Origin of the sequence: Dendrosporobacter sp. 1207_IL3150, assembly GCF_036763085.1 — a bacterium.
Lineage (GTDB): Bacteria > Bacillota > Negativicutes > DSM-1736 > Dendrosporobacteraceae > JBAIYU01.
Map to the genome: position 1 here is coordinate 100,464 of NZ_JBAIYU010000032.1, position 26,667 is coordinate 127,130.

Annotated in this window: 26 protein-coding genes and 7 tRNA genes; all 33 read right to left on the bottom strand. The window is 41.1% G+C overall.

The window, feature by feature from the left end:
- Nucleotides 1–9: 9 nt before the first annotated feature.
- Entirely contained in the window at nucleotides 10–342 is a 333-nt protein-coding gene (gene rplV / locus V6C17_RS15495; RefSeq protein ID WP_333523490.1) for a 50S ribosomal protein L22, read from the bottom strand.
- Between the two features lie 22 nt (nucleotides 343–364).
- Nucleotides 365–646 (bottom strand): 30S ribosomal protein S19, encoded by a 282-nt coding sequence (rpsS, locus tag V6C17_RS15500; RefSeq protein ID WP_333523491.1) that lies wholly within the window; start codon nucleotides 644–646, stop codon nucleotides 365–367.
- Nucleotides 647–727: 81 nt separating this feature from the next.
- Nucleotides 728–1,555, bottom strand: coding sequence for a 50S ribosomal protein L2 (gene rplB, locus V6C17_RS15505; RefSeq protein ID WP_333523492.1), 828 nt, complete (start codon nucleotides 1,553–1,555; stop codon nucleotides 728–730).
- Nucleotides 1,556–1,585: 30 nt separating this feature from the next.
- A complete protein-coding gene (gene rplW, locus V6C17_RS15510) occupies nucleotides 1,586–1,873 on the bottom strand; it encodes a 50S ribosomal protein L23 (RefSeq protein ID WP_333523493.1) in 288 nt (95 codons plus the stop codon).
- A complete protein-coding gene (gene rplD, locus V6C17_RS15515; protein ID WP_333523494.1) occupies nucleotides 1,873–2,499 on the bottom strand; it encodes a 50S ribosomal protein L4 in 627 nt (208 codons plus the stop codon). The genes rplW and rplD overlap by 1 nt, the downstream gene beginning before the upstream one ends.
- A gap of 38 nt (nucleotides 2,500–2,537) precedes the next feature.
- Nucleotides 2,538–3,179 carry a 50S ribosomal protein L3 gene (rplC, locus tag V6C17_RS15520; RefSeq protein ID WP_333523495.1) on the bottom strand — a complete coding sequence of 214 codons (642 nt, stop codon included), beginning with the start codon at nucleotides 3,177–3,179 and terminating at the stop codon, nucleotides 2,538–2,540.
- 15 nt (nucleotides 3,180–3,194) lie between these two features.
- Nucleotides 3,195–3,506, bottom strand: a complete 312-nt coding sequence (rpsJ, locus tag V6C17_RS15525; RefSeq protein WP_333523496.1) for a 30S ribosomal protein S10 — start codon at nucleotides 3,504–3,506, stop codon at nucleotides 3,195–3,197.
- Nucleotides 3,507–3,661: 155 nt separating this feature from the next.
- Nucleotides 3,662–4,849 (bottom strand): elongation factor Tu, encoded by a 1,188-nt coding sequence (gene tuf / locus V6C17_RS15530; RefSeq protein WP_333523497.1) that lies wholly within the window; start codon nucleotides 4,847–4,849, stop codon nucleotides 3,662–3,664.
- A 29-nt stretch (nucleotides 4,850–4,878) separates the two neighbouring features.
- Complete coding sequence (gene fusA, locus V6C17_RS15535) at nucleotides 4,879–6,957, bottom strand: elongation factor G (protein ID WP_333523498.1); 2,079 nt, start codon at nucleotides 6,955–6,957, stop codon at nucleotides 4,879–4,881.
- 42 nt (nucleotides 6,958–6,999) lie between these two features.
- Complete coding sequence (rpsG, locus tag V6C17_RS15540) at nucleotides 7,000–7,470, bottom strand: 30S ribosomal protein S7 (protein WP_333523499.1); 471 nt, start codon at nucleotides 7,468–7,470, stop codon at nucleotides 7,000–7,002.
- Nucleotides 7,471–7,505: 35 nt separating this feature from the next.
- A complete protein-coding gene (gene rpsL / locus V6C17_RS15545; RefSeq protein ID WP_333523500.1) occupies nucleotides 7,506–7,886 on the bottom strand; it encodes a 30S ribosomal protein S12 in 381 nt (126 codons plus the stop codon).
- 83 nt (nucleotides 7,887–7,969) lie between these two features.
- Nucleotides 7,970–8,221 (bottom strand): L7Ae/L30e/S12e/Gadd45 family ribosomal protein, encoded by a 252-nt coding sequence (locus tag V6C17_RS15550; RefSeq protein ID WP_333523501.1) that lies wholly within the window; start codon nucleotides 8,219–8,221, stop codon nucleotides 7,970–7,972.
- A 371-nt stretch (nucleotides 8,222–8,592) separates the two neighbouring features.
- Nucleotides 8,593–12,543 (bottom strand): DNA-directed RNA polymerase subunit beta', encoded by a 3,951-nt coding sequence (rpoC, locus tag V6C17_RS15555; RefSeq protein WP_333523502.1) that lies wholly within the window; start codon nucleotides 12,541–12,543, stop codon nucleotides 8,593–8,595.
- A 20-nt stretch (nucleotides 12,544–12,563) separates the two neighbouring features.
- On the bottom strand, nucleotides 12,564–16,379 hold the full coding sequence (gene rpoB, locus V6C17_RS15560; protein WP_333523503.1) for a DNA-directed RNA polymerase subunit beta: 3,816 nt from the start codon (nucleotides 16,377–16,379) through the stop codon (nucleotides 12,564–12,566).
- Between the two features lie 487 nt (nucleotides 16,380–16,866).
- A complete protein-coding gene (gene rplL / locus V6C17_RS15565) occupies nucleotides 16,867–17,235 on the bottom strand; it encodes a 50S ribosomal protein L7/L12 (protein WP_333523504.1) in 369 nt (122 codons plus the stop codon).
- A gap of 49 nt (nucleotides 17,236–17,284) precedes the next feature.
- Nucleotides 17,285–17,815 carry a 50S ribosomal protein L10 gene (gene rplJ / locus V6C17_RS15570; protein ID WP_333523505.1) on the bottom strand — a complete coding sequence of 177 codons (531 nt, stop codon included), beginning with the start codon at nucleotides 17,813–17,815 and terminating at the stop codon, nucleotides 17,285–17,287.
- Nucleotides 17,816–18,001: 186 nt separating this feature from the next.
- The gene (gene rplA, locus V6C17_RS15575) at nucleotides 18,002–18,703 is read right to left on the bottom strand and encodes a 50S ribosomal protein L1 (protein ID WP_333523506.1); all 702 of its coding nucleotides are present in this window, start codon (nucleotides 18,701–18,703) and stop codon (nucleotides 18,002–18,004) included.
- A gap of 65 nt (nucleotides 18,704–18,768) precedes the next feature.
- Nucleotides 18,769–19,194: a 50S ribosomal protein L11 gene (gene rplK, locus V6C17_RS15580; protein WP_333523507.1), complete on the bottom strand. Its 426-nt coding sequence runs from the start codon at nucleotides 19,192–19,194 to the stop codon at nucleotides 18,769–18,771.
- A gap of 27 nt (nucleotides 19,195–19,221) precedes the next feature.
- Nucleotides 19,222–19,752 carry a transcription termination/antitermination protein NusG gene (gene nusG / locus V6C17_RS15585; protein ID WP_333523545.1) on the bottom strand — a complete coding sequence of 177 codons (531 nt, stop codon included), beginning with the start codon at nucleotides 19,750–19,752 and terminating at the stop codon, nucleotides 19,222–19,224.
- Between the two features lie 45 nt (nucleotides 19,753–19,797).
- The gene (gene secE, locus V6C17_RS15590) at nucleotides 19,798–20,013 is read right to left on the bottom strand and encodes a preprotein translocase subunit SecE (RefSeq protein ID WP_333523508.1); all 216 of its coding nucleotides are present in this window, start codon (nucleotides 20,011–20,013) and stop codon (nucleotides 19,798–19,800) included.
- Nucleotides 20,014–20,064: 51 nt separating this feature from the next.
- Nucleotides 20,065–20,140: transfer RNA gene (locus tag V6C17_RS15595), tRNA-Trp, on the bottom strand.
- Nucleotides 20,141–20,170: 30 nt separating this feature from the next.
- Complete coding sequence (gene rpmG / locus V6C17_RS15600; protein WP_333523509.1) at nucleotides 20,171–20,320, bottom strand: 50S ribosomal protein L33; 150 nt, start codon at nucleotides 20,318–20,320, stop codon at nucleotides 20,171–20,173.
- 328 nt (nucleotides 20,321–20,648) lie between these two features.
- A tRNA-Met gene (locus V6C17_RS15605) sits at nucleotides 20,649–20,725 on the bottom strand.
- A gap of 11 nt (nucleotides 20,726–20,736) precedes the next feature.
- Nucleotides 20,737–20,812, bottom strand: a tRNA-Thr gene (locus tag V6C17_RS15610).
- Nucleotides 20,813–20,822: 10 nt separating this feature from the next.
- Nucleotides 20,823–20,898: transfer RNA gene (locus V6C17_RS15615), tRNA-Met, on the bottom strand.
- Nucleotides 20,899–20,904: 6 nt separating this feature from the next.
- Nucleotides 20,905–20,989, bottom strand: a tRNA-Tyr gene (locus tag V6C17_RS15620).
- 4 nt (nucleotides 20,990–20,993) lie between these two features.
- Nucleotides 20,994–21,069: transfer RNA gene (locus V6C17_RS15625), tRNA-Thr, on the bottom strand.
- Nucleotides 21,070–21,154: 85 nt separating this feature from the next.
- Nucleotides 21,155–21,230 (bottom strand) — tRNA-Met (locus V6C17_RS15630).
- Nucleotides 21,231–21,428: 198 nt separating this feature from the next.
- Entirely contained in the window at nucleotides 21,429–22,229 is an 801-nt protein-coding gene (locus V6C17_RS15635; RefSeq protein ID WP_333523510.1) for an undecaprenyl-diphosphate phosphatase, read from the bottom strand.
- A 191-nt stretch (nucleotides 22,230–22,420) separates the two neighbouring features.
- Nucleotides 22,421–23,122 carry a DUF421 domain-containing protein gene (locus V6C17_RS15640; protein WP_333523511.1) on the bottom strand — a complete coding sequence of 234 codons (702 nt, stop codon included), beginning with the start codon at nucleotides 23,120–23,122 and terminating at the stop codon, nucleotides 22,421–22,423.
- A gap of 62 nt (nucleotides 23,123–23,184) precedes the next feature.
- On the bottom strand, nucleotides 23,185–24,450 hold the full coding sequence (gene pfp / locus V6C17_RS15645; RefSeq protein ID WP_333523512.1) for a diphosphate--fructose-6-phosphate 1-phosphotransferase: 1,266 nt from the start codon (nucleotides 24,448–24,450) through the stop codon (nucleotides 23,185–23,187).
- A 108-nt stretch (nucleotides 24,451–24,558) separates the two neighbouring features.
- Entirely contained in the window at nucleotides 24,559–25,647 is a 1,089-nt protein-coding gene (locus V6C17_RS15650) for a 6-phosphofructokinase (protein WP_333523513.1), read from the bottom strand.
- Between the two features lie 137 nt (nucleotides 25,648–25,784).
- Nucleotides 25,785–26,519 carry an RNA polymerase sporulation sigma factor SigH gene (gene sigH, locus V6C17_RS15655; protein ID WP_333523514.1) on the bottom strand — a complete coding sequence of 245 codons (735 nt, stop codon included), beginning with the start codon at nucleotides 26,517–26,519 and terminating at the stop codon, nucleotides 25,785–25,787.
- Between the last annotated feature and the right edge of the window lie 148 nt (nucleotides 26,520–26,667).

The following is a 26,667-nucleotide window of genomic DNA, read 5'->3' on the forward strand; positions in this document are numbered from 1 at the left end:
CCTTCGCTATTATCTCTCTTTAACTACTACTGTTACGTGACTTGAACGTTTTAAAATTTTAAACGCTTGACCACGTGAACGTGGATGAATGCGCTTAAGAGTTGGACCTTGATCAACAAACGCAGTAGCTACGTATAGTTTATCAACATTCATATCGTTATTGTGCTCAGCATTAGCTACTGCCGACTTAAGCACTTTTTCAATAACTTCGGCTCCAACTTTAGGAGTATATTTCAAAATCGCAAATGCTTCGCCGATATTTTTACCGCGAATCAAATCCATAACGATTCGAATTTTGCGAGGTGCAATGCGAACATATTTAGCAACTGCCTTAGCTTCCACAGCTTAGCCCCCTTTCGGCAAACTATCTCAATGATGTACGTCTTTCTTCGCCGCTATGTCCTTTAAAAGTACGAGTCGGCGCGAATTCGCCAAGTTTATGGCCTACCATATCTTCGGTTACATATACTGGTACATGTTTACGTCCGTCATGAACCGCAATGGTGTGTCCAACAAAACTAGGCAGTATGGTGGAACTACGCGACCAGGTCTTGATAACCTTCTTTTCACTTTTCTCATTCATGGCATCAATTTTTTTCATAACGCTCTCATGAACGAAAGGTCCTTTTTTAATCGATCTGGACACTTGTTAAGCCTCCCTTCAACTTCCTGTCATCTGCTAAGCCGCATTCGCACAGCGGCTTAGCCTATAAGAATTACAGAGAATTTATTTTGTACGACGTTTAACGATGAGTTTATCAGAAGCTTTGGAACGACGAGTTTTCGCACCCATTGCATGTTTACCCCAAGGAGTAACAGGATGTTTGCGTCCAACTGGTGAACGTCCCTCACCACCACCATGTGGATGGTCAATTGGGTTCATAGCCACACCACGGTTTGCTGGGCGAATGCCCAACCAACGTGAACGACCGGCTTTACCAATAGTGATATTCTCATGCTCAAGGTTACCAACTTGACCAATAGTGGCTTTACAGTTAACGTGAACTTTTCTTAACTCACCGGAAGGTAAGCGAAGCAGTGCATGTTCGCCTTCTTTAGCCATCAATTGAGCGCCAACTCCAGCAGAACGAACCATTTGGCCGCCTTTGCCGATTTTTAGCTCAATATTGTGAAGCATGGTACCTACTGGGATATTTTTCAGCGCTAAAGCGTTTCCAACTTTAATGTCTGCTTCTGGACCGCTCATAATATTATCACCGACTTTTAAGCCGTTAGGTGCTAAAATATAGCGTTTCTCACCATCTGCATAATTAAGAAGTGCGATACGAGCTGAACGGTTTGGATCATACTCGATTGAAGCTACTTTTGCTGGAATTCCATCTTTATTACGCTTGAAATCAATAATTCTGTAAAGGCGCTTGTGTCCGCCGCCTTGATGTCTTACTGTCATACGTCCTTGTTGATTACGACCGCCATGCTTTTGCAGGCGTTCAACAAGAGATTTTTCGGGCTTATCAGTAGTAATTTCATCGAAACTAGCTACTGTCATGAATCTTCTGCCCGGAGCATAAGGTTTAAAACCTTTTACTGCCATTGGTGCCCCTCCTTTTCAAAAAATTTCTGGTTATACACCTTCAAAAATTTCGATACGCTCGCCTGGAGCAAGCTTAACAATTGCTTTTTTATAATCCGAACGCTTACCTTGTGTACGTCCCATGCGCTTAGTTTTTCCTAAAACGCGAACAGTGTTTACATCAAGTACCTTTACTTTGAAAAGTTCTTCAACAGCTTTACGGATTTCGATTTTGTTGGCTGAAGGAGCTACAACAAAAGTATATTTATCATCTTGCATCATGCTGGTTGTTTTTTCAGTAACCATAGGACGAAGCAAAATATCGCGTGCATTTGTCATTACGCAAGCACCTCCTCAATGCGGGTGACTGCATCTTTAGTGATGAAAACTTTTTTATGATATAGAATATCGTAAACATTAAGTCCCATCGAACCAATTGCCTTAACACCAGGAATGTTGCGTGCTGATTTTTCTACTGTATCGATTATATCAGCAGTGATAAAAAGAGCCTTTTCGTTAGCCGCTTTAAAATCATTCAGCATTTTAATAACACTTTTAGTTTTAGGCTGTTCGAAGTTAATGTTATCAACAACCACTAATTCGCCTTCATTTAACTTTGCGGACAAAGCGGATTTAAGCGCTAAGCGGCGTTGTTTACGAGGCATTCTGAATGCATATGAGCGAGGTTGTGGGCCAAATACAACGCCACCACCTACCCAAATTGGTGAACGAGTGCTACCAGCACGAGCACGGCCGGTACCTTTTTGTTTCCAAGGTTTACGTCCGCCACCACGCACTAAACCTCTTGTTTTAGTGGAGTGAGTACCAAGACGTTGACTTGCCAGCTGCATTACAACAGCTTGATGCAATACCGCCTCATTTACTTCTACACCAAATACGTTTTCATTTAATTCCATATCACCAGTCTGATTACCAGTGATATCATATACTGCTACTTTCGGCATATAGCACATCCTCCTTTCGATGTTCGGGAACCCCGAACTTATTTCTTAGGCTTTACAGTATTTTTTATAAAAACAAAGCTACCTTTAGGTCCTGGGATAGCTCCTTTGATCAATATCAAATTGCGCTCCGCATCAACTCTCACAACACTTAAGCGTTGAACAGTAACTTTTTGACCACCCATACGGCCAGGAAGTTTTTTGCCTTTAAATACTTTACCGCCGCCGCCGCTCATACGAGCGCCCATTGAACCTGGTTCACGATGTGATTTGGAACCGTGAGCCATTGGTCCGCGTGCAAAGTTATGACGTTTAATACCGCCGGCAAAACCTTTACCTTTTGCAGTACCAGTCACATCTACTAATTCACCGGCACTGAATATATCTACGCCTATTACGTCGCCTTGATTATATTCAGAAGCGCTGGGCAGGCGCATTTCGCAAATGAATTTCACTGGCGCAGCGCCAGCCTTAGCAAAATGACCTTTCATCGGTTTGGTAACCTTTTTATCTTTAACAGTGCCGAAGCCCAATTGCACCGCATTATATCCATCGTTCTCAACAGTTTTGTTTTGAATTACAACGGTTTTGCCAGACTCTAGGACTGTAACCGGAACTACTTTGCCTTCTTCAGTAAAGATTTGGGTCATACCAAGTTTTTTACCTAAGATTCCTTTAGTCATTATTGCCACCTCCTCCTACAGCTTAATCTCGATATCCACACCAGCCGGAAGATCTAGACGCATAAGTGCATCTACGGTCTTTGAAGTCGGCTCAAGAATGTCAATTAGACGTTTATGTGTGCGCATTTCAAACTGCTCACGAGAGTCTTTATTGACATGTGGAGAACGAAGAATTGTAAATATATTTTTCTCAGTAGGAAGTGGAATAGGACCCGATACTAAAGCACCAGTTCTTTTTGCTGTCTCAACAATTTTAACTGCACTTGCATCAAGTGCCTTATGATCATATGCTTTTAGGCGGATTCTGATTTTTTGTTGTTTAGCCATTTTATTTCCTCCTTATCGCCCGGTTTCTTTTGAACGGACATTCTCCGCGGAAATTCACCCCGCTACCACGCGGGCAACCTTCCACGTCATCGCATTAGGGTAACATCCATATATCTTTTATATAGGGGCGACCTGCGGCCGCCCCTACAGAAAAATTAAGCTTCGATAGAAGCAACTACACCAGCGCCTACAGTACGGCCGCCTTCGCGAATCGCGAAACGAAGACCAGGCTCAATTGCAATCGGAGTGATAAGTTCGATTGACATTTGAATGTTATCGCCAGGCATAACCATTTCTACACCTTCAGGAAGGTTTACAACACCAGTAACGTCTGTTGTACGGAAGTAGAATTGTGGACGGTAGTTAGTGAAGAAAGGAGTGTGACGTCCGCCCTCTTCCTTTGAAAGTACGTATACTTCTGCTTTGAATTTAGTGTGTGGCTTAATGGAACCAGGCTTGGCCAATACTTGACCGCGCTCGATATCTTTACGCTCAACACCACGAAGCAGAGCACCGATATTGTCACCAGCAACTGCAGAATCAAGCAGTTTGCGGAACATTTCAACACCAGTGATAACAGTGGATTTAGGTTTTTCAGTCATACCAACGATTTCGATGGTATCGCCAACTTTAATTGCTCCACGCTCAACACGGCCAGTAGCAACAGTACCACGACCAGTGATTGTGAAAACGTCCTCAACTGGCATTAAGAAAGTTTTATCAGTATCACGAACAGGAGTTGGGATGTATTCATCAACTGCATCCATAAGTTCGATGATTTTTGCTTCATAAGCTTCGTCGCCTTCAAGAGCTTTCAAAGCAGAGCCGGAGATTACAGGGATGTCATCGCCAGGGAAATCGTAGCTGGAAAGAAGTTCACGAACTTCCATCTCTACAAGTTCCATAAGCTCAGCATCGTCAACCATGTCAGCTTTGTTTAGGAATACTACCATTGCTGGTACGCCTACTTGGCGAGAAAGAAGGATATGCTCGCGAGTTTGCGGCATAGGGCCGTCAGCTGCGCTACAAACAAGAATAGCACCATCCATTTGTGCAGCACCAGTGATCATGTTTTTAACATAGTCAGCATGGCCTGGGCAGTCAACGTGAGCATAGTGACGCTTTGCAGTCTCATACTCAACGTGTGCAGTATTGATTGTGATACCGCGCTCTCTTTCTTCTGGAGCCTTATCGATCATGTCGTAAGCTAAGAATTCAGCGCCGCCTGATTTAGCTAATACTTTAGTAATAGCTGCTGTTAAAGTAGTTTTACCATGGTCAACGTGACCGATTGTACCAATGTTTACGTGTGGTTTGTTTCTTTCAAACTTTTTCTTTGCCATTGTTTTTGTCCTCCTTTATTTTTCCCGCTTTACGCGCCTTTTACTTTGGCGATAATAGCTTCAGAAATATTTTTTGGAACATCATCATAGTAAGAGATTTCCATTGAGTAGTTACCACGACCTTGAGTCTTTGAACGTAAGTCAGTTGCGTATCCGAACATTTCAGCAAGCGGCACAAAAGATTTGATTACTTGTGCGCCAGCGCGTGCTTCCATACCTTCAATGCGACCACGGCGAGAGTTCAAGTCACCGATAACGTCACCCATATATTCTTCTGGAACTGTTACTTCAACTTTCATGTATGGTTCTAACAATACTGGGTTTGCTTTAGCACAACCAGCTTTGAAGCCCATCGATCCAGCAATTTTGAACGCCATTTCCGAGGAGTCAACATCATGATAAGAACCGTCAACAACGGTTACTTTGATGTCTACCATCGGATAACCGGCTACTACGCCGTTTTCCATAGCTTCTTTAATACCGGCTTCGATTGGGTTGATGTATTCTCTAGGTATTGCTCCACCGACAACTTTGTTAACAAATTCAAAGCCTTTGCCAACTTCTTGCGGCTCAATTTCCAACCAGCAGTGACCATATTGACCACGACCGCCGGACTGACGAACAAATTTACCTTCGGATTTAACTGCTTTGCGAATTGTTTCGCGATAAGCAACTTGCGGCTTACCAACATTACAATCCACTTTAAATTCACGGAGCATACGGTCAACGATGATCTCCAAGTGAAGTTCACCCATACCAGCAATAATTGTTTGACCAGTTTCTTGGTCAGTCCAAATACGGAAAGTTGGATCTTCCTCAGCAAGACGTTGCAGTGCAACACCCATTTTTTCTTGGTCAGCCTTAGTTTTCGGTTCAACGGCTACACTGATAACCGGCTCAGGGAACACCATGGATTCCAAGATTATTGGGTTTTTATCATCACAAAGAGTATCGCCAGTAACTGTATCTTTCAGACCTACTGCTGCTGCGATATCTCCGCTGTAAACCTCTTCGATTTCTTCACGGCGATTAGCATGCATCTGCAGGATACGACCAATACGTTCTTTCTTACCCTTAGTAGAGTTGAAAACATATGATCCAGAAGTTAATTTACCAGAGTAAACGCGGAAGAAAGCTAACTTTCCAACATACGGGTCAGCCATAATTTTGAAGGCTAACGCGGAGAAAGGAAGGCTGTCATTAGACTCACGCACATCTTCTTCGCCTGTGTCTGGATTTACACCTTTGATTGCTGGAATATCAAGCGGTGATGGCATATATTCAATAACAGCATCTAACATTGGCTGAACGCCTTTGTTTTTGTAAGATGATCCACAAAGAACAGGAGTCATTTTACAAGCGATTGTTGCCTTGCGAATACCAGCTTTGATTTCTTCAACCGTAAGCTCTTCACCCTCAAGATATTTCATCATCAGTTCATCGTCGCCTTCAGCTACTGCATCAAGCATATTCTGACGATAAAGTTCTGCTTGTTCTTTTAATTCTTCAGGAATCTCGGTAGCTTCACTAGTTTTGCCAAGATCATCAGTATAGATCATAGCTTTCATTTCAATCAGATCGATAATGCCTTTAAAAACATCTTCTGAACCGATTGGAAGCTGAATTGGCACCGCATTGGCACCTAAACGGGTTTTCATCATGTCAACAACATTATAAAAATCCGCACCCAAGATATCCATTTTATTAACATACGCCATACGCGGTACGCCATATTTATCTGCTTGACGCCATACAGTCTCTGATTGAGGCTCTACGCCGCCTTTCGCACAAAACACAGCAACCGAGCCATCAAGTACTCTGAGCGACCGTTCTACCTCAACAGTAAAGTCCACGTGCCCTGGTGTGTCAATGATGTTTATACGATGTCCCAACCATTCACAAGTAGTAGCAGCAGAAGTGATAGTTATACCTCTCTCTTGTTCCTGCACCATCCAGTCCATAGTCGCAGCGCCATCATGAACCTCACCAATTTTGTGTACTCTACCGGTATAAAACAGTATACGTTCAGTTGTAGTGGTCTTTCCGGCGTCAATATGTGCCATGATGCCTATATTCCGCGTCTTTAAGAGAGGAAACTTTCTAGCCACTATCATCACTCCTTACTGTTTACATTAAACACCAGTTATTTATTACCAGCGATAGTGAGCAAACGCCTTGTTGGCTTCTGCCATTTTATGAGTATCATCTTTTTTCTTAATTGTAGCACCAGTATTGTTTGCTGCATCAAGAAGCTCATTCGCTAATCTTTCATTCATGGTTTTTTCACCACGAAGTCTTGCATAGTTTACCATCCAACGAATTCCTAGAGTTAAACGACGCTCTGGACGAACTTCAACCGGAACTTGATAGTTAGCACCACCTACACGGCGAGCACGAACTTCTAGAACTGGCATTACGTTCTTCATAGCAGTTTCGAATACTTCTAATGGATCTTTACCTGTTTTTGCTCTTATATTTTCAAAAGCATCATATACTACTTTTTCAGCAACACCTTTTTTACCAGAAAGCATTACTTTATTAATAAATCTAGTAACAATTTTAGAATTGTATACCGGATCTGGCAGCACATCACGCTTAGGTACAGGACCTTTTCTTGGCATATTATCCCTCCTTCATCCAAATCTTACTTGCAAAATTACTTCTTAGCTTTAGCGCGCTTCGTACCATATTTTGATCTGCCTTGGTTACGGTTTTGAACACCAGCAGTATCAAGCGCACCGCGGATGATGTGGTAACGAACACCTGGTAAGTCTTTTACCCTGCCACCTCTGATAAGAACAACACTGTGTTCTTGCAGATTGTGACCGATACCAGGAATATACGCAGTCACCTCAATACCATTTGTGAGCTTTACCCTTGCAACTTTTCTAAGCGCTGAGTTTGGCTTCTTTGGAGTGGTTGTATATACTCTTGTGCACACACCACGCTTTTGCGGACACTCCTTCAAAGCAGGTGCAGTAGATTTTTTAAGTATTTCTTCTCTACTTTTACGTACTAATTGGTTTATTGTTGGCATACATACACCTCCTTCCTCAAATTAGAATTTATTATTTAATAATTTCGCTTTTCAACTTTGTGATAAGCGAAATATTTAACACATTAACCTGGTCTAACTATTGCCGCTGCCGCAGATCCGACTTCTATCGAACAAGACTGTCCCAACTCGTACATTGTAGGTACTTCCTCAACAACAACATTCTGACGGCTACATAAATCAACAAGCGGCTGAATCACTCTCTTGTCAGCATCGGCTGCAACAAACACTTTTTCGGCTAAACCTTTAGAAACCATTTTAGTAACTTGTTTTATTCCGATTACCTTTTTCGCAGTTTTCAATGCGTCGAGCGACATTCTGTTCACTCCTAATTTACAAACAAATCCAATTTGTCTAACAGACACTCTAATATATTAACACTACGCCATACCAATGTCAATAAAATTAGTGATATAAAATGCAGGTTTTCTCTAGTTTTATCAACAATTTTTATGCACACGGTTCGCCGTGTGTCATGGTATATATATTGCACTAATTTTAGTGGAATATGTGGTATTTAGTACAATTAAAAGGGACAATTACGATAAAATATACAAGCAATCTGTATTAAAATTAATAGTTGCAATTTTCTTTCTATAACTTAACTATTAAAAGGGACAGTTACTGTTGAAAAAACTATATATATCCTAAAAAAATAAGAGGCGATTCTAGATCGCCTCTATTGTTACTATTCTTTAGCCGTCGTCTCGGTTAGAGCGCTGCTAATTTTTATATTGCGATAGCGGCTCATTCCAGTTCCGGCAGGAACAAGCTTACCTATAATTACGTTTTCCTTAAGTCCTAAGAGCGGGTCAACCTTACCTTTTATTGCAGCATCAGTTAAAACACGAGTTGTTTCCTGGAAAGATGCCGCTGATAAGAAGGAGTCAGTTGCCAGGGATGCCTTAGTAATACCTAGTAGTATTGGTCTTGCTACTGATGGCTCACCACCAGCTTCAATCGCTTTTGCGTTTTCTTCCTCAAAGGTATTAACGTCAATATACTCACCTGGTAGCAAATCAGTATCTCCTGATTCCTCTACCTTAACTTTATGAAGCATCTGACGTACCATAACCTCAATATGCTTGTCGTTAATTTCAACACCTTGAGACTTATAAACCTTTTGAACCTCGTAAACAAGGTAACGCTGGGTATCTTTGAGTCCGCGGACCCTTAAAATATCATGTGGATTAACCGCACCTTCAGTCAATCTATCTCCGGCCTCTACCACATGACCGTCTGGAACTATAATGCGAGCGCCATAAGGTATTGGGTAAACGCGTTCCTCACCAGTTCCTGGGAAAATAGTGACTTTACGCAAGCCTTTGATTTCTTTAACTTCTACACGGCCTTCAATCTCAGTAATAATCGCCTGACGCTTCGGTTTGCGAGCTTCAAATAATTCTTCTACCCTTGGCAAACCTTGCGTAATATCGTCCCCGGCAATACCGCCAGTATGGAACGTACGCATTGTAAGCTGTGTACCAGGCTCACCTATAGATTGAGCTGCTATAATACCAACAGCTTCACCGACATCAACAGCATGACCTGTTGCAAGATTGCGACCGTAGCATTTAATACATACTCCGTATAACGACTTACATGTAAGAACAGAGCGGATAGAAACTTGCTTACGTACCTTAACCACTTTTTCCGCAATTTCTTCATTAATTTCGTCATTTAGATTAACAATTGTTTCTCCAGATTCAGGATCAACAATATTCTCGGCTGCAATACGCCCAATTATACGATCCTTAAGATGCTCAATAACAGCTGCACCTTCTGTAATAGCTTCAACCTCAATACCTTTTATGTTGTTGTTACGAACTTTAACTTCTTTAACATCGCTGCCAAGAATAGCTTCAATGTGTTCTTCATTCAACATGGTATTAGCAGGAACTACTTCCTCACCAGCAATGTTGGTTATTTGAGTTATCGTATTTTTGCCAAGCATTTCACGGACCATTGCTTGTTTAAGAGTATTGCGAACATGCTCTTCTGGAGCGCCTAAAACTATTGTTTCAGTTGACGCCGAATTGCTGACATCTTCCTCTGTTTGAGCCGAAGTTCCGCGAATAGTTATTTCCGGTACTCCATGTTCACCAATTAGATTTAAGTTTTCATCATTAAGTACAGTATCTACCGGTACTAAAATATCCGCTGTTTTAGGATCAAATACGTCTTGAGCCAGTAAACGCCCTAAAAGTGTATCACGCAAGAAAGCAATAGCACTGGTACTTGATTTGGCAAGCTTAGCCCGCTCGCGAATCAAATTAATACCTACCACGTCGCAATCATCTTCACGGACAATTACATCTTGCGCAACGTCTACAAGACGACGAGTAAGGTAACCTGAGTCTGCTGTTCTGAGAGCTGTATCGGCCAAACCTTTACGCGCACCGTGAGTAGAAATAAAGTACTCTAATACTGTCAGTCCTTCACGGAAGTTTGCTTTAATCGGTAAGTCGATAATCCGACCGGATGGGTCAGCCATCAGACCACGCATACCTGCAAGCTGACGAATCTGTTGAATGTTACCGCGCGCACCAGAATTAGCCATCATATAGATCGGGTTAAATCGATCAAGATTATTCATCATAGCCCCTGTTACATCATCGGTAGCTTTAGTCCATAAATCAATTACTTTTTTATAACGCTCGTCATCGGTAATTAAACCACGACGATATTGTTTATCAATTGTATCAACTTGTTGCTCAGCTTTAGCCAGGATCTCCTTCTTTTCAGGCGGAACAATGATATCAGAAATAGCAACGGTAACACCGGCACGACAAGCATATGAATAACCAAGAGTTTTCACTTTGTCAAGCATAACAGCAGTTTTAGCATTACCAAACTTTCTGTAACAGTTGTCGACAAGCTTACCTAGCTGTTTCTTATCCATTAAGATACCAAGATACCATTCACCGTTTTCTTGGTAGTAATAGCGAATTTCTTCAGGAAGACTTTCATTGAAGATCATACGTCCAAGTGTTGTATTAACAAGTCCATATCCTGGAAAACGAACCTTAATCCTAGCTTGAAGAGAAAGTTCCTTATGTTGGTAAGCCAAGAGCGCTTCATTGATGTTGGTCATTATTTTGCCTTCACCTAAAGCGTTTGGCCTCTCGATAGTTAAGTAGTAAGTACCCAAAACCATGTCCTGAGTTGGAACTGCAACAGGCTTACCATCTTTAGTAGACAGTATGTTATGTGCAGATAACATTAAAAGACGTGCTTCCGCTTGAGCCTCTGCCGAGAGCGGAACGTGAATAGCCATTTGGTCACCGTCGAAGTCAGCATTATATGCTGTACATACAAGCGGATGAATTTTAAGCGCACGGCCCTCAGTCAGGATTGGTTCGAACGCCTGTATACCAAGTCTATGCAAGGTAGGAGCACGGTTTAGAAGGACCGGATGTTCTTTAATTACTTCTTCAAGAACGTCCCATACTTCAGGTCTTACTCTTTCCACCATACGCTTTGCACTCTTAATATTATGAGCATGGCCGGCATTTACCAGCTTTTTCATAACAAAAGGCTTAAACAACTCTAGCGCCATTTCTTTTGGCAGACCACACTGATGCAGTTTTAATTCTGGACCTACAACGATAACAGAACGACCAGAATAGTCAACACGTTTACCAAGCAAGTTTTGACGGAAACGACCTTGCTTACCTTTTAGCATATCGCTTAAGGATTTAAGCGGTCGATTTCCTGGACCTGTGACTGGACGTCCCCGGCGGCCATTGTCAATAAGAGCATCGACTGCCTCTTGAAGCATCCGCTTTTCATTTCGCACAATTATGTCTGGTGCACCAAGGTCCAATAATCTTTTCAAACGATTGTTACGATTGATAACACGACGGTATAGATCGTTTAAGTCGGATGTTGCAAAGCGTCCGCCATCTAATTGAACCATCGGACGAAGCTCCGGCGGAATTACCGGAACCACATCCATAATCATCCATGATGGCATATTGCCAGACTTTCTAAAAGCCTCAACAACTTCCAATCGACGAATAGCTCTGATTTTTCTTTGTCCGCTGACCTCTTTAAGCTCTTGGCGTAATTCTTTACCAAGTTTATCAAGATCAAGATCTTCAAGCAGTCTTTTTATCGCTTCAGCGCCCATGCCAACCTTAAACGAGTTACCATATTTATCGCGGTAATCACGATATTCGTTCTCACTTAACAGCTGCTTTTTCATTAAAGGGGTATCGCCAGGATCTAGTACTATATACGATGCGAAATAAAGCACCTTTTCCAAAGATCGAGGTGAAATATCAAGTATTAAGCCCATACGGCTAGGTATGCCTTTAAAATACCAGATATGTGATACTGGTGCTGCAAGTTCGATGTGTCCCATACGATCACGACGTACTTTCGAACGGGTTACCTCAACTCCGCAACGATCACAGACAATACCTTTATAGCGGATTCGCTTGTATTTACCGCAATGACACTCCCAGTCCCTCTGTGGTCCAAAAATCTTTTCACAGAATAAACCTTCGCGCTCTGGTTTTAGAGTACGGTAGTTGATTGTTTCGGGCTTTCTAACCTCGCCATGTGACCATTTACGAATCTGCTCCGGTGAAGCTAACCCTATGCGCATTGAATCAAAATTATTTACATCCAACAAGGGGTTCTCACTCCCTTCTATTATTCGATTTCATCCTCGAACTCGTCTAAGAAATCGCGTGGGTTTATCTTTTTAGTTTTTTCTTTCATCTTTTTTGAACCTGGCTTACGAGTCGGAAACTCATCGTCATCTTCATTCGATGCTGGTATGCTGAAGTTCTCTTCACCAATGTCTCCAAGCTCAGCAATTATATCGAGTTCTTCCTCGAGTGGTTCAATATCGTCATTTGCTTCAATCTCATCAATAACATCTGGCTCAAAATCAGATTTTTTGCGTTCCAGCGGTGCTGAAGCTTTTGCATCGCCGCCTATATTCAAATCAAGTTCTTTAGCCGTCTCGTTAATATCCTCATCAGAATCACGTATTAAAATCTCTTGAGCATCCTCAGTCAGTATTTTAACATCCAATCCGATACTTTGAAGTTCTTTTATAAGTACTTTAAAGGATTCAGGCACACCAGGTTCTGGAACATTTTCACCTTTTACAATTGCCTCATAAGTTTTTACACGTCCAACAACGTCATCAGACTTAACTGTTAAGAGCTCTTGCAAGGTGTAAGCCGCGCCATATGCTTCCAGTGCCCAAACCTCCATCTCACCGAAACGCTGACCACCGAATTGAGCTTTACCACCCAGCGGCTGTTGAGTTACAAGCGAGTATGGTCCAGTGGAGCGCGCATGGATTTTATCGTCAACTAAGTGAGCCAGTTTCAGCATATATACAAAGCCGACAGTTACATGATTGTCAAACGGCTCTCCTGTACGTCCATCATACAACGCAGTTTTACCATCAGAAGATAAGCCCGCTGCTCTTAATGCGCTGAATACTTCTGCCTCTTTTGCTCCGTCAAATACCGGTGTAGCAAGATGTATTCCAGCAATATCGGGTTTTGGCAGACCGTGCTTTTCAACATCATAACCTACTGCTTTAAGCTTTTCAGCCACGTTTTCATCGCCGCGCTTAATTTGCATGCCCAAAAAGGCAGCAGCCATACCTAGGTGTGTTTCTAATACCTGTCCGATATTCATACGAGACGGTACGCCCAGTGGATTAAGTACTATTTGAACAGGTGTGCCATCTGGTAAGAAAGGCATGTCTTCTTCACGCATTATGCGGGAAACAACACCTTTGTTACCATGACGTCCGGCCATTTTATCGCCTTCAGATATTTTACGCTTCTGAGCGATATATACACGAACTAAATGATTTACGCCTGGAGGCAATTCATCACCGTTTTCACGGCTGAAAACCTTAACGTCAACTATTTTACCAGCCTCACCATGAGGTACTCTAAGAGAGGTATCACGCACTTCACGAGCCTTTTCACCGAATATAGCTCTTAAAAGGCGTTCCTCAGCTGTAAGCTCAGTTTCACCTTTTGGTGTAACTTTACCAACCAAAATATCCCCAGGACGAACTTCTGCACCTATGCGGATAATGCCGCGGTCATCAAGATCGCGAAGTGCTTCCTCGGCCACATTCGGAATATCACGAGTGATTTCTTCTGGACCTAATTTAGTATCCCTAGCATCACACTCGTATTCTTCAATATGGATTGAGGTAAAGACATCTTCCTTAACGAGTTTTTCGCTAAGTAGTATAGCATCCTCATAGTTATAGCCTTCCCAAGGCATAAAGGCAACAAGCACGTTAAATCCTAGCGCCAACTCACCATTATCGGTAGATGGCCCATCCGCTAGTACTTGACCTTTTTCAATACGCTCACCTTTAAATACTATAGGTTTTTGGTTTATGCAAGTTCCTTGGTTAGAACGCAAATATTTTAAAAGTTTATAGCTATCTAATGAGCCTTTGTCGGTACGTATTTTAATCTCAAGTGCGGTTACTTTTTCAACTACACCTGCATTCTTCGCTAATATAACAACGCCAGAATCACGGGCAGCTTTATATTCCATACCTGTACCAACAATTGGAGCCTGCGTCCTTAAAAGAGGTACTGCCTGCCGCTGCATGTTCGCACCCATAAGAGCACGGTTAGCATCATCGTTTTCCAAGAAAGGAATCATTGCAGTCGCAATTGATACAACCTGTTTAGGCGATACGTCCATATAATCTACGCGCTCAGCAGGAACAACGATAGTTTCATCTTTGTAACGTACAGTTACGCGCGATTCTTTAAACCAGCCATCATCAGTTAATGCCTCATTAGCCTGTGCTATAACTACTTCATCTTCCTCATCAGCTGTAAGATAGCGGATATCTTCCGTTACCTTGTGACTGTATCTGTCAACTTTACGATAAGGAGTTTCCATAAATCCGAATTCGTTTATGCGTCCATATGTAGAAAGAGAACCAATCAAGCCGATATTTGGACCTTCAGGGGTCTCAATCGGGCACATCCGACCATAGTGAGAATGATGGACGTCGCGGACTTCCATACCAGCGCGCTCACGACTCAAACCACCAGGGCCAAGAGCACTTAGACGGCGCTTATGTGTTAATTCCGCTAGCGGATTAGTTTGGTCCATAAACTGGGACAACTGGCTGGAACCGAAAAATTCTTTTATAGCAGCAACTACCGGACGAATATTAATTAACGCCTGCGGTGTTATAACATCCACATCTTGAATAGTCATCCGCTCTTTTACGACTCTTTCCATTCTAGACAAGCCGATTCGGAACTGATTTTGAAGCAGTTCACCAACAGAACGTAGACGACGGTTTCCTAAATGATCTATGTCATCAGTAGAACCGAAACCATCCATTAAATTTAACAAGTAATTTATCGATGAAAGGATATCTTCACGAGTTATAGTCCGATGTGTGTAAGGCAATTTAGGGGTGCAAACCATTTTAACTGGGTTTCCATCCTTAGATTTAACCTTAACCTCAATTAATGTATCAACATTAAATACTCCGCTTTCTTCGATACGATCAAGTTCTTTTTCATCCAGCATTGTACCTTCTGGAATTATGATTTCACCTGTCTCTATATCAACAATGTGTTGATATAGCGTTTTGCCAAGAAGGCGTCTGCGCCAGCCGAGTTTTTTAGTGAGCTTATATCGACCTACGGTAGCTAAATCATAACGTTTAGGGTCAAAAAACAATGATTCTAACAACTGAGTCGCGTTATCTACTGTTGGCGGCTCACCAGGACGCAGTCTTTTATATATTTCTACCAGAGCTTCTTCTTTAGAAGCAGTATTATCGCGTTCTAGCGTAGCTCTGATGCGGGTATCGTCATTAAACAGCTCGGAAATTGTGGCATTTGCGCCATATCCTAATGCACGAATTAATACAGTAGCTGGCAGTTTGCGTGTACGATCAACCCGAACTGAAACGACATCATTTGCATCTGTTTCTAGTTCCAACCATGCTCCACGATTAGGTATTACAGTTGCGTTGTACAATTTTTTACCGCTTGTATCAATTGTCTCACCATAGTATGCACCAGGTGAACGAACTAACTGACTTACAATAACACGTTCAGCACCATTAATTATAAAGGTACCGTTATCTGTCATTAACGGAAAGTCGCCCATGAAAACTTCTTGTTCTTTAATCTCACCAGTCTCGCGATTAATCAGCCTTACGTTGACCCGCAGAGGAGCTGAATAGGTAACATCTCGTTCTTTGCACTCTTCAACATCATACTTTGGTTCTCCCAAACTGAAGTTTTCGAATGACAATACCAAGTTACCGGTAAAATCCTGGATAGGCGAAATATCGTGGAATATTTCCTGTAGTCCTTCCTTCAAAAACCAAGTGTAGGAATTTTTCTGGATTTCAATAAGATTGGGCATGTCCAGTACTTCCCTAGTCTTAGCGAAGCTATACCTGACTCTTTTGCCCACCGGAACAGGATTGAACATTAAATCCTTCACCCCTTAGCCCAAATTGACTAAAACTTACACATAACATAATGCCTGCTAGTAAATAATAAATACGAAAAAGACAAGGCTTCTATATTAACAGTTAAAACCTTGCTTTTGTTAGTGCGATGAAATAGAACTTCATCCTCCATTATATTACTATTTCCTACCAGTCATAATGTTATACCTTGAGCAGTAATATTTTCGAATTTTTTGTTAACTGACTTGTTGCTAAGAAATTCAAACTCGCAACAAATTACACATGTCGCATTTAAGAATATTATCATATCTAAAATGCTTTGTCAAGAAAATAAATCCATATTTGTTAAATCCCGCAGATATATCCTTATTTAGAATGTGCAATATCGACTTCGTCATTTATCGATGGCGATACAGTTTCCGCTCTTACCATGAATTTTTGTTAGGGCAAAAAATAAAGAGTACCGTATGGTACTCTTTATTTTTTAAATATATTGTTAAGGTTAAATTACTTAACTTCAACAGTAGCGCCAGCTTCTTCAAGCTTAGCTTTGATTGCATCAGCGTCAGCTTTTGCAACTTTTTCTTTGATAGCTTTTGGAGCGCCATCAACAAGTTCTTTAGCTTCTTTAAGACCAAGACCAGTAATTTCACGAACAACTTTAATAACGTTGATTTTGCCAGCGCCAGCGTTAGCAAGAATAACATCAAATTCAGTTTTCTCTTCAGCAGCAGGAGCAGCAGCAGCAGGAGCAGCAGCTACAGCCATAGGAGCAGCAGCGGAAACACCAAATTTTTCTTCAAGAGCTTTTACTAGTTCGGATAATTCGAGAACAGTCATGCTCTCTATAGCTTGCATAATTTCTTCTTTAGTCATTTTAAATATACCTCCATAAACTTTCATTTAAATTATTATTAATTAATTATTAAGCGGACTCTTTTTGTTGACGTACTGCGTCAAGCGCATATACCAAGTTGCGGATAGAGCCTTGTAGAACATTGACCAGACCCACAATTGGAGATTGCATGCCAGCCAGTACTTGTGCGATAAGCACTTCGCGCGGCGGCAGAGCAGCCAACGCTTTAACACCACTTGCGTCTATAACTTTACCTTCTACTATACCAGCCTTTACTTCCAGAACATCAAGTTTGTTTTCTTTAACGAAATCAGAAATGATTTTTGCTGGAGCTACTGGATCGGTAAAAGATATGGCTATAGCAGTAGGACCTTCAAGGTGAGCATCTAGACCTTCAAGACCAACTTCATTAGCAGCAATGCGAGTCATAGTGTTTTTTACAACACGATACTCAACACCAGCTTCGCGAAGCTTACGGCGCAGGTTAGTATCTTGCGCAACAGTAAGACCACGATAGTTAGTAAGAACAGCACCTTTAGTATTAGTGAGCTTTTCTTTTAACTCAGCTACCACTGCCTGTTTTTCTGAGGTTACAGCCATGTAATCCACCTCCTTTCAAATTAGAACAAGAACAACTAAAAACGACCCCTCGGCAGTAAATACCGGAGGTCGTAATGGCAATGCCATATTATAATCCCCGGCCTCGGCAGGCGGACAATGTCCTTTATTTAATACCTGCTGTCTACAGCCCTAACAAAGCTATTTACTTTTTTGTATTAGCGTTAATTAGTCTTTCTTGCCGGAGGCTTTTAATGGATTAACCTTTACGCCAGGGCCCATAGTTGTGCTGATTGTAATAGCACGAAGATATTGACCTTTTGCCGCTGAAGGTTTTACTTTAACCAATGTATCAATCAGGGTGTGGAAGTTTGATACAAGCTTCTCACTATCAAATGATACCTTACCAATAGGAGCATGGATGTTTCCAGCTTTATCTGTACGGTATTCAATTTTACCTGCTTTAATTTCATTTATCGCACGAGTAACATCAAGTGTCACTGTACCAACTTTTGGGTTAGGCATTAAGCCTTTTGGACCAAGGATTTTACCAAGTCGGCCCACAGTACCCATCATATCAGGAGTAGCTACAGCTACATCAAAATCAGCCCATCCGCCTTGAATCTTTGCTACAAGATCCTCAGCACCAACATACTCAGCACCTGCTGCTTCTGCTTCCTTAGCTTTTTCGCCTTTAGCAAAAACAAGTACACGCTTAGTTTTACCAGTACCGTAAGGCAGTACAACTGCTCCACGAACTTGTTGGTCAGCATGTTTAGGATCTACGCCCAATTTAACTGCAACTTCAACAGTCTCGTCAAACTTAGCAATAGATGTCTTCTTAGCTAGTTCAATTGCTTCTTCAGCATCATAAACTTTGTCTTCAATCAACTTTGCAGCTTCTTGATATTTCTTACCAAATTTCGGCATTACGTTTTCCTCCTATTGTGGTATTAGCGGAAGTTCCTCCCACTGAGAAGACGATTATAGACTTATTAGTCTATAATGTCAATCCCCATGCTGCGAGCAGTGCCTTCAATCATCCGCATAGCGGCTTCAACACTAGCAGCGTTTAAGTCTTTCATCTTGCTTTCAGCAATCTCACGCACTTTTGCGCGCTGCAACTTAGCAACCTTTTTCTTGTTAGGTTCACCAGATGCAGTTTCAAGTCCGGCAGCCTTCTTAAGCAGAACAGCAGCTGGAGGAGTTTTAGTGATAAAAGTAAATGATCTATCCTCAAATACTGTAATCTCAACAGGAATGATTAAACCAGCTTGAGCAGCTGTTCTCTCATTGAACTCCTTTACGAAAGCCATAATATTAACACCAGCTTGACCGAGCGCAGGACCGACCGGAGGCGCTGGAGTAGCTTTGCCAGCAGGGACTTGTAGTTTTACAAGTTTAACAACCTTTTTAGCCATTTATGTTACACCTCCTTAAATAAATACCTATATCTTTTCTACTTGAGTAAAATCCAATTCAACTGGAGTTTCACGTCCAAACATATTTACAAGCACCTTCAGCTTGCTGCGGTCAGGATATATCTCAGTGACTGTGGCTGTCCAATTCTCAAAAGCACCAGAATTTATACGCACGTGCTGAGACACCTCAATATCAATCTTTGGCTTGAGTTCTTCAATTCCCATCGCCTTAAGGATACGTTTTACTTCGGCATCAGTGAGTGGGATTGGTTTAGTGCCAGATCCGACAAAACCAGTTACACCGGGTGTATTACGCACTACATACCATGAACGGTCATTTACAATCATTTCAACCAAAACATAGCCCGGGAAAACTTTTTTCTTGGCAATTTTTTTCTTGCCATCTTTAATTTCAACTTCATCTTCCATCGGTACAAGTACGCGGAAGATTTCGTTTTCCATCGCCATCGAATGAACTTTACGTTCTAGATTGGCTTTAACTTTGTTTTCATAACCGGAATATGTATGGATTACATACCAATTTCTTTCGGATTCCATCACCTGAAGGGACGCTCTGCTACGTCCCTCACCCCCTTAGCCGGCTTATCGTATAATTAAATGCAATAACTCATTAAAAAACATATCAACGAGCCAAATCAATACTGAAACTGCAACAACAGAAACAAATACAATACCTGTAAACGATATAAGTTCTTGCTTATTCGGCCATGATACTTTTTTCAGTTCGGCTTTTACTTCTCGGAAAAATCTCTTCCAGCGCGAAGTAGTGCCTTGCACAGCTGTTTCTTGAGCAGCCATTTTCTTCACATCCCCGTAGCGTACTGCTATTGAGCTTAACACAAAGTTATATGGCAGGGGCAGTAGGACTTGAACCCACAACCAACGGTTTTGGAGACCGCTACTCTACCAATTGAGCTATACCCCTACTTATGTTAATCAACAGATTAATTATAATTTATTTAGTTTCTTTGTGTAAAGTATGTTTTTGACAAAACTTGCAGTACTTATTGAATTCTAATCTATCCGGGTCATTTTTTTTGTTCTTATTGGACTGATAATTGCGTTGTTTGCATTCAACACAGGCCAATGTTACTGCATTGCGCATTTTTTGCACCCCTCTTACCTGTAAATATGACACGTCTTCAAAATGTCACTAATATAATCTAGCACACTTATATCGCGCTGTCAATAGCCCACGCATCCGGGTATGTTGTTTTTCCACCAAAACCCTTTTGTGTAAAATTCTTTATTATTCTGACTGAGCCGCGGATTTTAAGCACACCACTATGAAACTTAGAAATTACAGCCTTTATAAATATTTCCAACCAAAATTTATTTTATACACTTAATAGTTAAAACACTTATTTTAGCATGGAGTGTTTTCGCATTAAAACATAAAAAAACTCCGTTTTCACGAAGTTAACTGTTGTTATTGGTGGCGGCGCAGGGATTTGAACCCCGGACACTTCGGGTATGAACCGAATGCTCTAGCCAGCTGAGCTACGCCGCCGTATTATATTATGGAGCTAGTGACCGGGATTGAACCGGTGACCTTATCCTTACCAAGGATACGCTCTGCCGACTGAGCTACACCAGCAAATAGATGTTGGTTGCGGGGGCAGGACTTGAACCTACGACCTTCGGGTTATGAGCCCGACGAGCTACCAACTGCTCCACCCCGCGATTAAATGGTGGATGGGGTTGGATTCGAACCAACGAAGGCAGAGCCGGCAGATTTACAGTCTGCTCCCTTTAGCCACTCGGGAACCCATCCATTATGGAGCTGGCAAGAGGACTTGAACCCCCAACCTGCTGATTACAAGTCAGCTGCTCTACCAATTGAGCTATGCCAGCATTTTGCTTCGTCAACAACAAGGTTATTATATATTATTCGACTTATTATGTCAATAACTTTTTAGCTGTTAAGTGATTAATAAGTTGGTTGCGGGGACAGGACTTGAACCTGTGGCCTTCGGGTTATGAGCCCGACGAGCTACCAACTGCTCCACCCCGCGATAAATAATTACCTCGTCACAAGTAATAATATTATCATAAGAGCTTTCAAATGTAAAGTCTTTTATGATGTTAATTTTTTCATTTTTTAATTGTTCTATATGACTTTAACAAACAACTTACTTTATCAAATGAACATTAGCCGAATTTATCCAGGGACTTATCCGCTGGGCCTGTGCCCATGTTATATAAAGGCCTGGTCATCGAACAAAAAAATAATAATAGGAAAACGCCGCAAGAACAAAGCGATAATAAGCAAATGCCGCTAATGAAGAGTTATTCAGAAAACGTAAGAACCACATTACTGATATATACGCAACCACAAAAGACACTGCAAAACCAATAGCAAACATCGTAATGTCTGAACTGCTAAGTTTACTCCAGACCTTCAATAGGTCATATAAACAAGCTACCGCCATTAGAGGCGCTGCAATAATAAATGAAAAATCGGCTGCAGCTTTGCGACTTAAACCGAAAAACAGTCCACCCGCAATCGTAGAGCCTGAGCGTGAAAAACCAGGCCATAGAGCCAAAACTTGGAAAAGTCCAACAAAAAAAGCTTGTTTTATTGTAATTTGATCAACATCACGGGTACTAGGACGACTAGTAAGTTTCTCCGCTAACAACATCAATACGGCACCAGCTACCAAACCGATAATAACTGTATAAGGAGAAAACAGATACGTTTTAATAGGAGAATGAAGAAGGTAACCAATCCCCATAACAGGAACTATACCTGCAAGCACGTGCTGAGCAGTTAATCCGCGACCATAAAGACTCAGTTTTCTCGGCTGGAGCATCTGAACAAACTTTTCTCTATATATAAAAAGGACTGAAAGTATAGCACCTAGCTGGATAAAAACCTGAAAAACACTAGCAATTTCTCCTTCAAAATTTAGCATAGACCCGACTAGAATCATATGTCCGGTTGAAGATACTGGCAGAAATTCTGTTAGTCCTTCAATAATTCCAATAATTACAGCAATTATATTTTCATTCATAGCAGCACATCCTTTATAATATTTTCCAGCTCTCTCACTTATAACATTATACACTACATCGTGGCATTTTCAATTATGAGTCGACGCAATTATACCCGCGCAAGTCGCAACAGTTATATTGAACCTCAGAAAACTGATATCTCATAGATTTATGGTTATCTTGCACGAAAAAAAACAAGGGAGCACCCTTGTCAATGTATAAACATTTTACTTTCAGCATCGTTTTTATTTACTAAATGAAGATTATGCTCCTTATCCATAAAAGCTACGAAAACCTCATTTAATTTTTCTTTGTTAAGCTTTTCAAATTCTGCAATCTGCACTACTGAAAATCCTAGATTTTTAAGAGCATCTTCTTGCAGATTTCCATCTATAATAACCGGAACTAATACCAAATTTTGTTCAACCTCTAAATTAAGCTGATTTGGAGTAATTGGCTGATATCGTGCCTTTTTCAAAACACTTAGATTTCCACTAGGTTCAAATAATGCTATTTCAACCTCATTTATATTGAAAACATCTTTACCACGTAGCAACTCTAAAAGTCGATCAGTAGAAATAGGTAATTTTTTCAGATTTTCCTGCAACAAACTTCCATCTTCAATTATAATAATCGGCTTTAATATTCTTCTACAATTAAACTCACGCATTTTCGTAAGCAGTCCGATATTAAACTGAATAGCTCCTAGTATGATAAGAGCGATAATCGCAGCACTAATATCTGCGTTCGAATCGGCAATAACCGTGCCGGCAGCAGTAGCGGCAACGATAAAAACCGCTGCCTCCAGCGTATTTAGCTCACTTATACGACGTTGACCAACAAGTTTCAACGCAATTAGTATAACTCCTAATGTTGCTACTACCCTGAACAAAATAGCACCAACTGAATCCATAGTTGCCCCTCCAATACTTACATAATTAGTATTGTCAGGCAATTTAAATATATTCTTCCGTCTTACTGAGTGATATATTGGTATTTTCTTATAAAATTATCCGGGCTAGTTCTAGTTAGAAGAGCCATCTTTTTTAGAATTACACTCGAATTTAAATCCTGCTCTTCTAATCTAATCATAAATTCTCTTGCAACTTGATATTGGACAGAGTCTATATTAACAAGCCTGATTTTAGTTTTACCAGTAGCAGGATCGCGAATTTTGTCAAATTCAAGCGGTTCAATCTGATTGTTTTGGATAGTAATCATTGCGTCAGTACCGCCATTCCGCAAAAAATCAAATGCCGCAAAACCAAGATTACGTGTATATTCAATATCAAATGCTATCGGCGGCGCACAACGCAGTTCATAGCCAATTTCTTTATCTACCAATGTCATTTTGATCCCTGCTGACTTCAACTCTTTATCCACTGCCCGCTTAATTAATTCGCCAAAGTTGATCTCAGAATAGCGAATATGTCCATGATCATCTCTGCAAGCACCATCCAGCTCCATTAAATCCTCTGGCGATATCTTCTCAATTACCCCTTCAGCGATAACGGCAACGCCATGATTACGATCTGACGCTAACCTTTTTATAATCGACCCAACAAGTATATCAACAATTTTTTGCAGTCTTACTTTACCTTCGTCAAATTCTTCTGGGATTATTGTAACTGTAGCTCCTGAGCTTTTTCCAATTCCTAAAGCCAAATGGCCAGCAGTACGGCCCATTGCAATGGCAAAGTACCATCTTCCTGTTGTTTTTGCATCTTCCATTAAATTCTCTACAATATTGGCTCCAACTTCCCGAGCAGTTTCAAAACCAAATGTCGGTACTCCTTCAGGCAGCGGCAAGTCGTTATCTATCGTCTTAGGAACGTGGACAATATTCACAGCTACTCCTTTGTTTTTCTTTGCATAAAAAGATATTTGAGCAGCAGAATAAGCAGTATCGTCTCCTCCAATCGTCACTAGATGGGTAACACCAAGATCAATTAGAGTTTCGACTACCTTAGCTAAATCAGCCGCATTTTTAGTTGGATTGAATCTGGACATTCTAAGTATACTACCGCCCTCTAAATGAATCCTACTTACTATATCTGTCGTTAAATTGAGCACCTTTTTGTCACCTTGCGCCAAATGAGAAAATCCATCAAAAATCCCAAGAGTTTTCCAGCCATACTTTTCAGCTTCAATTGTAACCGCACTTATAACGCTGTTTATACCTGGGGCCGGCCCACCGCCGCATAAAATTGCCAATGTATACCCTGATGGTATTGTCATCATGGTTCGCCTCCTCAAACAACACTAAAAACTAATCAAACTGCCAGTTCGGCAGTTTGATTTAATATAGTAAATATTATGATGTTGTAAGAAGAAGTATGTTATATCCAGTCAATCACCAAAACTTATATTAATTGATCTTGCCGCATTCACTAAGTCACTATCAATAGGGACATTACCCGGCTTACCAGCAAGCTCATTAACAGGTATAGTAATTATTCTATTATTTTGTAAAGCTACCATATTTCCGGTCTTCCCCGTAAGCAAACATTCTACAGCTGCAACTCCATATCTAGTTGCTAATATCCGATCGAACGCAGTAGGACTTCCACCTCGCTGCAGATGTCCAAGAACTGTGCATCGCGATTCGACACCTATGGAGTTTTCAATATCTTTGGCCAGCTTATCACCAATTCCCCCTAGGCGAATTTTTTCACTACTGCCCTCAGCAGGCTTTGTACCTATTAATTCACCATCCACTTCTCTTGCGCCCTCTGCAACCACAATTATACTAAATAATTTATTTTGCTTCTGCCGCTCAACTATTTTAGCTTTTACAGCTTCAAGATTATAGGGTATTTCAGGAATCAAAATACAATCTGCTCCTCCGGCCAACCCGGAATGCAGTGCGATCCAGCCAGCATAACGCCCCATAACTTCTAATACCATCACCCTATGGTGGGATTCCGCTGTCGTATGCAGCCTATCTAAAGCATCAGACGCAACACTAACTGCAGTATCAAATCCGAAAGTCCGTTCAGTTCCAGGAATATCATTATCTATTGTCTTAGGCACACAGACTACCGGTAAGCCTAATTGGCCAAACTCAGCACCAATTCTAAGTGTACCGTCTCCACCGATTACAACAAGCGCTTCAATCCCTTTTTCAGCAAGATTCTCCATCGCTTGCCCAGACATATCTTCATATGTAAGCTGGCCGTCTTTGTATATCCGATACTTAAATGGATTGTCTCGATTCGTCGTACCGAGAATAGTCCCGCCGCGTGGTAATATACCAGAGACATTAAGAGTAGATAGCTCAATCATCTGATTTTCAACAAGGCCGCCGAAGCCATTTTTGATTCCCCACACCTCTATATTATGGCTTTTTGCAGTTTTAACTACCGCCCTGATAACTGCATTCAAACCCGGGCAGTCTCCCCCCCCGGTAAGCACTCCAATTCTCTTTAACGCCATCATAAGATACCCCCAAACAATTAATAACCATTATTTTGTACCTAATACCCTCAAATTACCCAATACGCTGAAACCAAGTTTATTTCCTTTTCCACAGGCAAATCTTGATAAAAAAGAAAAAACATCCTCACGGATGTTTATTAATCGTCGCCATCTAGGCAATCACATAATTCATGCAATTCTCTATTTAATCCAGTTAGACCTTTATAGACACCGCGTATTTCGTTATCTTCACCGCGATTATCAAGATATCGCTCTAACTTGCGCTTTACACGCTGCAACGCATTGTCAATTGACTTGACATGACGCTCTAATTCGACTGCTATCTCCTGATATGATTTTCCATCAAGGTAGGACATTAGCACTTTCCACTCTAAATCACTTAGAATTTGACCCATTTTTGCTTCGATATCAATAAACTCTTCTCGGCTGATCACAAGTTCTTCAGGATCAGAAATCTTTGAACCTGACAATACATCAAGCAAAGTACGATCAGAATCTTCATCATAGATAGGTTTATTTAATGATACATATGAGTTCAACGGAATATGTTTTTGCCTGGTAGCAGTCTTAATAGCTGTAATTATCTGTCTAGTAACACAAAGCTCGGCGAAAGCGCGAAAGGAAGATAACTTATCATTGCGGAAATCTCTAATGGCTTTATATAAACCAATCATTCCTTCTTGAATAATATCTTCACGGTCAGCACCAATCAAAAAGTATGATCTAGCCTTAGCTCGAACGAAGTTGCGGTATTTATTGATCAAATAATCCAGCGCGACTGTATTGTCATTATCTTTGGCATCAGCCACTATTTCTTCATCAGTCATGTTCTCAAAACCACTGTATAAATCGCATTGAGTATTAAACCGCATTGCATCGCCTCCTCATTCCTCAGATTGGCTTAGGACTTTAGCTAGTCCAACTTTAGAGATTTATTATCTAGCTACCCGAGTAATTAGGTAACGAGAAACACTTAAATTTCAACACCTTATTTAACAATACAAAAAGAAAACGCGCTAA

Bases quoted from the DNA above. Each gene is read 5' to 3' on its own strand.
- secE (WP_333523508.1), bottom strand. From the start codon at position 20,013: ATGGCTGCTCAAGAAACAGCTGTGCAAGGCACTACTTCGCGCTGGAAG.
- rplC (WP_333523495.1), bottom strand. From the start codon at position 3,179: ATGACTAAAGGAATCTTAGGTAAAAAACTTGGTATGACCCAAATCTTT.
- V6C17_RS15650 (WP_333523513.1), bottom strand. From the start codon at position 25,647: ATGATGGCGTTAAAGAGAATTGGAGTGCTTACCGGGGGGGGAGACTGC.
- rplB (WP_333523492.1), bottom strand. From the start codon at position 1,555: ATGGCAGTAAAAGGTTTTAAACCTTATGCTCCGGGCAGAAGATTCATG.
- rplA (WP_333523506.1), bottom strand. From the start codon at position 18,703: ATGCCGAAATTTGGTAAGAAATATCAAGAAGCTGCAAAGTTGATTGAA.
- rpmG (WP_333523509.1), bottom strand. From the start codon at position 20,320: ATGCGCAATGCAGTAACATTGGCCTGTGTTGAATGCAAACAACGCAAT.
- tuf (WP_333523497.1), bottom strand. From the start codon at position 4,849: ATGGCAAAGAAAAAGTTTGAAAGAAACAAACCACACGTAAACATTGGT.
- rplD (WP_333523494.1), bottom strand. From the start codon at position 2,499: ATGCCGAAAGTAGCAGTATATGATATCACTGGTAATCAGACTGGTGAT.
- rplW (WP_333523493.1), bottom strand. From the start codon at position 1,873: ATGACAAATGCACGCGATATTTTGCTTCGTCCTATGGTTACTGAAAAA.
- rpsL (WP_333523500.1), bottom strand. From the start codon at position 7,886: ATGCCAACAATAAACCAATTAGTACGTAAAAGTAGAGAAGAAATACTT.
- rpsJ (WP_333523496.1), bottom strand. From the start codon at position 3,506: ATGGCTAAACAACAAAAAATCAGAATCCGCCTAAAAGCATATGATCAT.
- rplL (WP_333523504.1), bottom strand. From the start codon at position 17,235: ATGACTAAAGAAGAAATTATGCAAGCTATAGAGAGCATGACTGTTCTC.
- nusG (WP_333523545.1), bottom strand. From the start codon at position 19,752: ATGGAATCCGAAAGAAATTGGTATGTAATCCATACATATTCCGGTTAT.
- rplJ (WP_333523505.1), bottom strand. From the start codon at position 17,815: ATGGCTGTAACCTCAGAAAAACAGGCAGTGGTAGCTGAGTTAAAAGAA.
- V6C17_RS15640 (WP_333523511.1), bottom strand. From the start codon at position 23,122: ATGGATTCAGTTGGTGCTATTTTGTTCAGGGTAGTAGCAACATTAGGA.
- sigH (WP_333523514.1), bottom strand. From the start codon at position 26,519: ATGCGGTTTAATACTCAATGCGATTTATACAGTGGTTTTGAGAACATG.
- pfp (WP_333523512.1), bottom strand. From the start codon at position 24,450: ATGATGACAATACCATCAGGGTATACATTGGCAATTTTATGCGGCGGT.
- V6C17_RS15550 (WP_333523501.1), bottom strand. From the start codon at position 8,221: ATGTCGCTCGACGCATTGAAAACTGCGAAAAAGGTAATCGGAATAAAA.
- rplK (WP_333523507.1), bottom strand. From the start codon at position 19,194: ATGGCTAAAAAGGTTGTTAAACTTGTAAAACTACAAGTCCCTGCTGGC.
- rpoB (WP_333523503.1), bottom strand. From the start codon at position 16,379: ATGTTCAATCCTGTTCCGGTGGGCAAAAGAGTCAGGTATAGCTTCGCT.
- rpsG (WP_333523499.1), bottom strand. From the start codon at position 7,470: ATGCCAAGAAAAGGTCCTGTACCTAAGCGTGATGTGCTGCCAGATCCG.
- V6C17_RS15635 (WP_333523510.1), bottom strand. From the start codon at position 22,229: ATGAATGAAAATATAATTGCTGTAATTATTGGAATTATTGAAGGACTA.